This is a genomic window from Microcoleus sp. MON2_D5 (assembly GCF_036701905.1).
GTDB lineage: Bacteria > Cyanobacteriota > Cyanobacteriia > Cyanobacteriales > Microcoleaceae > Microcoleus.
This window is the reverse complement of sequence record NZ_JAUBRM010000163.1, coordinates 1-7,121: the sequence shown is the minus strand read 5'-3', so window position 1 is coordinate 7,121 and position 7,121 is coordinate 1. Positions and strand designations below refer to the sequence as shown.

Sequence of the window (7,121 nt, the reverse complement as noted above, 5' to 3'; positions counted from 1 at the left end):
AGTAACGCCAAACTCGGCGTTCCTCTAAAATTTCTCGGGGCGTTAGTGGGGGGTTGTTCTCCATGTCAAATATTTTAAGTGATGACTGTATTCTGTGCTTCGCTGCATTTAGCTCGGTGGTGATTCAATTTCTCTAGATTTCTCTATTTATTGTTGAGCTGGAGACCTATAGGTTTCGTTTTTTCTCTATAACGCAGTTTAGTCAGGGTTGAGCGGTCTAAATCTCGTGCTGCCAGCCTGTGAAAATTGCTTCTTTTTAGGTGTTTACCGGGTATCACATATCCCGGTTGGGCGCGGCCGGGAGGCAGGCCAAAGCCAGCCCCCTCCCTGCCCACGTCGTCAACCGTCGCTTTCCCCCTCCTCTTTCTTTGACCCAAACTCGTCTAACAAGTCTTGCAGCCACACCTTGCCCTGACCAAACTTTCTCCCTTTCATATTGAGCACGTTCTCTATGACCCATGTGGGAGACTTCCCAACGTCTAACGCTTTCTGCACTTCCTGGTAGATTGCAAACTCTGGGGAAGCTGCTTCCGCATCTGGTAAGTCCGCGTGGTATATGGCTTCCAGTGCCTTCCGTTTAGCTTCCACTTCCTCGTCGGAAGCGGCCAAGATTGCTTCCGCTTCCTTCCGCCGCTGTTGCTCGCTGACGTAGACTTCGACTGCTACCTCGTCTTCGACATCTGCCTGAATCGCCCGCGCTTTCATCGCCTCGAATTCTTCAGCCTTAGCAACCTTGAGAGCGCAGCGCCGACCCTCAAAGCAGCACGCGAAACCAGACACCAGGGCAATGCCTTGCATGAAGTTGTGCAGAGGAATTTTGCGGGAAAAAACGAACGGCGGGGCTAGCCAAAGGGTAAGCCCAGAGAGAGACAGAGCTGACACTTTTAGGAGCGACATAGCATTACCCCCGCCCCTACTAAAGCGCCAATTGTGCTTGCAATTAGCCTAAATCTAAGCTGCAACAAACTAATTTTTAAGATGCCAATAATTGCATCATCTAGAAGCCAAGCAGCAGCCGAAATTATTAGTTTGAGCGCGAACAATGCTTGCACAAAATGCAAAGCGTTGGGGTGCAGCGATGCTATCCAGCATAGGAGGCTGGAAGCAATCGCCGTAAGCAAAAATGAGTTGCCCAGGGCGATCGCCTTTATCATTCTTTAACCCCTCCTAGAAGCTTGGCTTTAATAGCCTCAATTCTTTCAGCAGCGCGGTTTTCAGCTTTCTCAAGTCCGACTCCCAACTTGGCATAACCGGGACGCAATCCGTGTAAATGTTTGGCTAAGCCTACATCAGCTTTTTTCTTTGTTAGTTCACCAGTGGCGACAACCTTCTCATATTCCCGATGATGCTTGTGTACCTTTGCATCAGCTAATTCAACTTGTGCCATCGACTTGTAGGCTTTCTTTGCATAGCGAGCGCCCTCAGTCTTTTCCTTGGCTAATTTCTTTGTCGCGTCCGCCTCTTCCTTCGTGAAATAGCGGGGGGTGTCTGCTACTGGAGCGGTGCGGATGGAATTAAAATTACCAGGATTGAGCGGTGTAATTACGCTGGCATCAGTCGGAGCAGTTAGCTTCTCTGATTTGTGGCTGATAGCATCGCTACTATCGCCGCCGAACAGTCGGGTCATTGTTCCCATTATTTTTGCCCTATCTGAATTTGAATTTTGACTGGTGGAAATAGATTGAGCGGATTGATTTTTGGCCACAATCCGAGGATGAGCAAAGCAAAGCCAACCGATGCAAGAGCAAGGGCAAAAGCTTGTCCTAAATCAACCCATTCCAGCAAATTAATCTGGCGTGAGTTTTCATTGGAAACGGTCGAGCCGTCAATAGACGTGATTCTAGGTTTGTGATCGAACTCTAACCCGTACGAAGTCAGCAACTTTTCCCAAGTTGCTGTGGCCGTAAGCTTCCCGAAGGTTTTTGCCTGTTCATTTGTGAGGTTGCAATCGTAAGCAAGCTGTCTGAGTTGGTCGATGCGGCGATGTGAAACCATTGGCGATTTAGACATGATTGACACGCCTCAATTGGTCAGCTCCAGTCGGTTCGCCATCGTAACAGGGTTCAGGAAGAAGGTCGGGGCAAGTGCTGTGAGTCCATCTGACAAAGTAAACCCAAGTGTTAGTAGCCAAGTAATATCCATCGGGTTCAGGAACCCAGCGCATCCCTAAAATTTCGCCAAAATCAGTAGCAACTTCTGGGCCTTCCTCATCATCTGGTTCCCAGTCATAGGCAACTAAATCACCAATACTAAATTCTGGGGAGGGATACATAGAAATGGGTTGAGACTTGGGTAGCAAGCAAAGCGAAGTAAGCGCCGCTACTTTCTGCAAGAGTTCGCGCCGGGGAAATGTAAAGTGTTGCGATCGCCCGTCAGGGTATCGCGCCGAAACATTCTCTGAGGATTTCATAATGTGTTTTCCTCAGAAACTTGTTGCGTGTAGCCGATTCCCGTCAAGTAATTGCAACCACGTCGCCTTACTTCGCTGCGTTCCATGTGCCGCTGTTTCCGAAGTTTGGGAAAGATTTCGCACAGCCTGCGGTATAGCTGATTGATAGCTTTTACGGGGGTGTCACGCTTGTTAGGTAGATCGTGCCAGATTAATTTTTCCTGACCCTTAACAAGTTCAACCTTCAGAACCCCAGTCTTGATATACCAGTCGCGCAATTGCTCCCAAAGGTCGGAAACATAAACTCGACCATCGGGCTGAGGTTCCAAACCGACTTCGCGAACAAACTCGATCAAGTGACTGGTGCTGCGAGGTGTCCATTTAGGCTGCTTTTTGCCCTTGCCTTTAGTTTCGCTGAGACTAGCTAAGGCAGCGGCCAGCATTTTCTGCTGCTCGTTGATCACCTCAACTTGGGTCTGAGCGAGTTCGATCAGTTGGGATATTTGGGGGTCAAAAGTCTGCTGAGGGTCTGAGTGAGAGTAGCTCCCGGTTCGGCGGATGCTGGGAAGCACTTCCTCAAACATCCAAACTCGGAACCGCTGGGCTGCGGGTTTGTCTGATCGAAAAATGAGTTCGTACAAACCGGGCTCAGTTACGGTGAGCATTTGTCGCTCACCTTTATTCGTATGTATTGAATACATACCCTTCCAGTTCTCGGGCATCTTTGCAACCCGACGGCTAAGCGTGCTCTGTTCAATTCCCAAAACAGCACCCACATCGGCAACTACCCACTCAGGGGTATCGGTTGAACCGATAACCTTTATTTCTTGACCTTCAAAATCAAAAATTGATAGTTCAGTCATTACAAAACCTCGCAAACTCAATGATGAAGAGTTGCGATCGTCTGTAAAGACAATCGGCTACGACTGGCATAATAGTTAAGCTCCAACGGTTGTGATCTAATCGTCGGGGAAGTCGTGACTTGGCTAGCGGGTCCAATCGCTTGTCAGTCGCGCATCAATCTTCCTTACCTTAAGGTTGAAGGTTTGTAGTCGCTCTGTCAAGTAGGCGACTTGTAAAGTTTTGTAGACGTAAGACGCTGGTGTACGAGACGTAAGACGCTGGTGTACGAGCCGTAAGACGCTGGTGTACGAGACGTAAGACGCTGGTGTACGAGACGTAAGACGCTGTTGTACGAGACGTAAGACGCTGTTGTACGAGACGTAAGACGCTGTTGTACGAGACGTAAGACGCTGGTGTACGAGACGTAAGACACTGTTGTACAGGACGTAAGACACTGTTGTACAAGACGTAAGACACTGTTGTACAAGACGTAAGACACTGTTGTACAGGACTGCTAAAAACGTATTACTGTCATACTACGATTAGAAAGTTGCACAGTGCCAGTTGCCCAAAAAATAGCCGCTACTGGCACAACCCCACTAGCGGCTATTTTCGGATGTCAGGATACTGGATGCGGTCTTAGATTTTCCGCAGATTGCAGAACAACATGGATATTACCCGTCCCCCCTTTTTGCCTTCTCGCTCTTGCCAATCCACCTTGCAACTGATGCTCGTGTGAATCTCTACGATGCGGCCATGCCAGTTATAGCTAGACTCTTCTGGGTTATTGCCTGCGACTTTATCACCAATTCTGAAAGCTTTTAATGGATCAGAGCAGGGAGTACCAGTTAATAGTTCCACCAATTTTTGCCTCTCAGGGAGAGTGAGTTGTGTGATCGTGTTGCACAATTCCAGAATAGTTGGCAAAACTGCTCTGCCATCTCTGCCAGTCGTCTCTGCAAGGGTTGTAGCTTCGCCACTTGCTCTGCCAATATCAGATGGCAGAGCAGTTGGTAGAGCTGTAACCTGCTCTGTGTCTACTGGCAGAGCTGGCAGAGCAAAATTTGTAGTTAAATCAGGATTTTGCACAAAGCTAATTCCTGATAGATACCATTGAGCTCTACGCTCCATCTCATCCCGCCCGTTATATTGCAATTTTTTAAGCTTCGGGAAAATCTCTGAAAACCTTGCAAATACTTGATTTATTGCCTTTACAGGTGTGTCGTATTTGTTGGGTAGATCATGCCAAATCAGCTTATCCTTACGATCGTTCGTACCAGGTTCAATCTCTAATGTCCCCGTTTCTACATACCACTCTTGCAGTCGCTCCCACAAATCTTTGATGTAGACGCGGCCACCAGTTTGTACCTCAATGCCAGCGTCGCGAACAAACTGCCAGAGGTGGCGGCTTTCCTCCTGAGCCTTCTGCATAGCTTCCTTGGTCGCTTTGTAGTCGATTCCCTCAGAAAGCAATAGCGGCCACCGCTCCAACATCTTATTAAGCATCGCCGGGGCAATCTGTTCAAGAATAAACTTTTCATCATCCTTAAAGCGCGGGTCAGCTTCTAATTGACCCTCAGCAGCAATCGCGTTTTTGGCATAGGTCTTGTCAAACCTCAATATTCCATAGCGACCTTCGATCGCCTCTGTGCCTCCTGTGATGGATGGAAGTTTGTTGCAATTGGCTAGAAAGATAGCTCCTGCCTTGTACTCATAACTGTCTTTGCCCTTGCGCTCAATATCCAGAGGGTCGCCCGTGATGAACTGCTTGAGGCTCTGAATGCTATCTAAATCTATCTTCCCCGTATTCTCAGAAGCCCAGTTGCAGATGCTTCCTTCAATCGCCGCCAGAGTAAACTTGCGGCCCGTGTCATACGATCGGAAGTCAGACAAAGATTTACCCGTCATCCCATTTCCATAAACGGCTGCAAGTACAGCGCGTAAAGTATCTTTACCATTGGAACCTTCGCCATGGCAGAGCAGCCCCTTTACTCCCCGACCCGTAAGTTTCGATCGCACTATTTTGAGATTGAGCGCGGCAGCAGCAGTCCGAAGGAAAATTTCTCGCTGCGATGGCTCCAAGCATTCCAAAAGGCGATCGCAATCTGCTGGGTCAATGGCTGGGTCAAATTTACAACCGACATAGGTGTAGACCTTCTCAGGGTCATGGGGCAAGAGCGCATAACTTCCATCCGAGTTCACCTTTAACACCCCATTGGAGCAATTCAAGCCATCAGGATTTATCTTGTTTGGGTCGATCGCCTTCCGACCAACTACCCATGCAAAAACCTCACCCGCGTAGCTAGCCTTAGCTCGGTTGTGAACCCAAGCGCCGCTCTTAGTTCTCTCCGCATACTTGTTTAACCAGTCCCCAATCCGGCGCTTCTCCTCCACTTCCGGTCGCAGTTCGTAGTGGCTTCCAACAAATTTATAAAGCTGGCCACCGATAGATTTCCAATGACCCTCAGAGTATAGTTTGGACTCTGCTATCTGACAGAAGTTTGGCGCTGCATTAGGCTCACCATCTGGGTTGTAGTCTTCGTCACTACTTAAAGACGACAAATATACTACATTCTCTTGTGTGCGCGGGTGGGAAATAGAAGAATTATTAGAGAGAGTGTTCTTTTTGCGGTCGGGCATCCGCAGTCCAACACTATCTGCAAGCTCCTGTACTATTGCTGCAAAATCCTTCCCGGTCGGACTGCCTAAACCGCCACGAAGTTGGTGCAAGAATTGCACCGGCCCACCTCCGACAGCGCAACCAAAACAATGGAATGTCTTCTTGATTGGGGAAATAGTAAAGCTAGGGGATTTTTCTGAGTGGAAGGGGCACAGAGCTTTTAAATTCTTTCCCGCAGGTTTTAGTTTTAGGTGACTGCCGTAGAACTCTTCAGCGTCCAACAGAGGGAGAATATCTTTCTCCAAAATCTCTACAAGACTTTTCTCATCTGCACTTACAAATGCTGTAGTTTCAGGTTTGGCTTTTTGGATGGCTTCGATCATCGGCATTTCGCGCATCAAGTCCAGAATAAAGTCGGGACATTCTGCGATCGGAGCTTCACTCTCCCAAAAGTAGGGTTTGCCCGTGTCTGGATGGATGGACGGCGGCAGGGTAGAGCACTGATTCCATCGGAGTTCTAGTTTTTCGTTATTGTCGAGCTCAATTTTTTGGGGCTTCAATCCTCCCCACTTCTCTGGCGGTACGGATAACAGAATTTGGAAGTGCCCAGCTTTGCCCGAAGTCCAGCGCTTTGTCAGAGGTGGCTCTTGATCACCTGACAGCTCAAGATATTTTTTCCATGCCAGCGGGCCGTCAAAGTCGATCGCCATTACCCCATCCGAGAGTGGGCCCGTAACGACAGACACCCCAGTCCATAAGGTCTTTTTACCTTCTGCGTTGGTCTGTGATTGGATGGCTTCGATCAGTCGAGCGCGATCGAGTTTATTTTTCTGCCAGCCAGACCACAGGTTTTTCTTTCCTACGCAAGGGGTTAAAGCCCATTCCTGCGGGAACTTATTGATTGCATAGATGAATTCACTACGGACGCTTGAAGTTTGCCCGCTGAGCGAGTTACTATTAGAGGACATGGAATTCTCCTTTGATTTGGGTGAATTACCGAAAGCCGTTGCGGTCAGGTACCAATTGAAAGCAGCGGTTTTTTGGTGTGCAGATTTTGAAAAATTTTAAAGCGTAATTGGCACCGCCCTGCTAGTCGTTAGCAAGTGCGGTTACTAGGCTGTCAGTGAGAGATACACCTATCAACCCATTGCAGAATTTAGCAGCGACAAGCAGGTTCCCCAAGATTTGGGTTAGAAGTTTTAAATGTTCTGCCAGCGCTATGACGCTGTACCAAGCTTGATGCTCTGTGAGAATCGCACAGATTTTCGC

Annotated in this window: 8 protein-coding genes; all 8 read right to left on the bottom strand. The window is 48.4% G+C overall.

What is annotated here, in order from left to right; translation table 11 throughout:
* Positions 1 to 339 precede the first annotated feature (339 nt).
* Positions 340 to 897, bottom strand: a complete 558-nt coding sequence (locus QUA47_RS29665) for a hypothetical protein (protein ID WP_333433451.1) — start codon at positions 895 to 897, stop codon at positions 340 to 342.
* Positions 885 to 1,154: a hypothetical protein gene (locus QUA47_RS29660; protein WP_333433450.1), complete on the bottom strand. Its 270-nt coding sequence runs from the start codon at positions 1,152 to 1,154 to the stop codon at positions 885 to 887. The genes QUA47_RS29665 and QUA47_RS29660 overlap by 13 nt, the downstream gene beginning before the upstream one ends.
* Positions 1,151 to 1,636: a hypothetical protein gene (locus QUA47_RS29655; RefSeq protein WP_333433449.1), complete on the bottom strand. Its 486-nt coding sequence runs from the start codon at positions 1,634 to 1,636 to the stop codon at positions 1,151 to 1,153. Before QUA47_RS29655 ends, QUA47_RS29660 begins: the two co-directional genes overlap by 4 nt.
* Positions 1,636 to 2,010: a hypothetical protein gene (locus QUA47_RS29650; RefSeq protein ID WP_333433448.1), complete on the bottom strand. Its 375-nt coding sequence runs from the start codon at positions 2,008 to 2,010 to the stop codon at positions 1,636 to 1,638. The genes QUA47_RS29655 and QUA47_RS29650 overlap by 1 nt, the downstream gene beginning before the upstream one ends.
* Complete coding sequence (locus tag QUA47_RS29645; RefSeq protein WP_333433447.1) at positions 2,003 to 2,410, bottom strand: hypothetical protein; 408 nt, start codon at positions 2,408 to 2,410, stop codon at positions 2,003 to 2,005. The genes QUA47_RS29650 and QUA47_RS29645 overlap by 8 nt, the downstream gene beginning before the upstream one ends.
* Entirely contained in the window at positions 2,407 to 3,252 is an 846-nt protein-coding gene (locus tag QUA47_RS29640) for a BRO family protein (protein ID WP_333433446.1), read from the bottom strand. The genes QUA47_RS29645 and QUA47_RS29640 overlap by 4 nt, the downstream gene beginning before the upstream one ends.
* A gap of 619 nt (positions 3,253 to 3,871) precedes the next feature.
* Positions 3,872 to 6,820, bottom strand: coding sequence for a CHC2 zinc finger domain-containing protein (locus QUA47_RS29635; RefSeq protein WP_333433445.1), 2,949 nt, complete (start codon positions 6,818 to 6,820; stop codon positions 3,872 to 3,874).
* Positions 6,821 to 6,941: 121 nt separating this feature from the next.
* Positions 6,942 to 7,121 (bottom strand): hypothetical protein (locus tag QUA47_RS29630; protein ID WP_333433444.1); only part of this gene is annotated, 180 nt, incomplete at its 5' end.

Coding starts and splice junctions, on each gene's coding strand:
- QUA47_RS29640 (WP_333433446.1), bottom strand. CDS start 3,252: ATGACTGAACTATCAATTTTTGATTTTGAAGGTCAAGAAATAAAGGTT.
- QUA47_RS29655 (WP_333433449.1), bottom strand. CDS start 1,636: ATGGGAACAATGACCCGACTGTTCGGCGGCGATAGTAGCGATGCTATC.
- QUA47_RS29645 (WP_333433447.1), bottom strand. CDS start 2,410: ATGAAATCCTCAGAGAATGTTTCGGCGCGATACCCTGACGGGCGATCG.
- QUA47_RS29665 (WP_333433451.1), bottom strand. CDS start 897: ATGTCGCTCCTAAAAGTGTCAGCTCTGTCTCTCTCTGGGCTTACCCTT.
- QUA47_RS29660 (WP_333433450.1), bottom strand. CDS start 1,154: ATGATAAAGGCGATCGCCCTGGGCAACTCATTTTTGCTTACGGCGATT.
- QUA47_RS29635 (WP_333433445.1), bottom strand. CDS start 6,820: ATGTCCTCTAATAGTAACTCGCTCAGCGGGCAAACTTCAAGCGTCCGT.
- QUA47_RS29650 (WP_333433448.1), bottom strand. CDS start 2,010: ATGTCTAAATCGCCAATGGTTTCACATCGCCGCATCGACCAACTCAGA.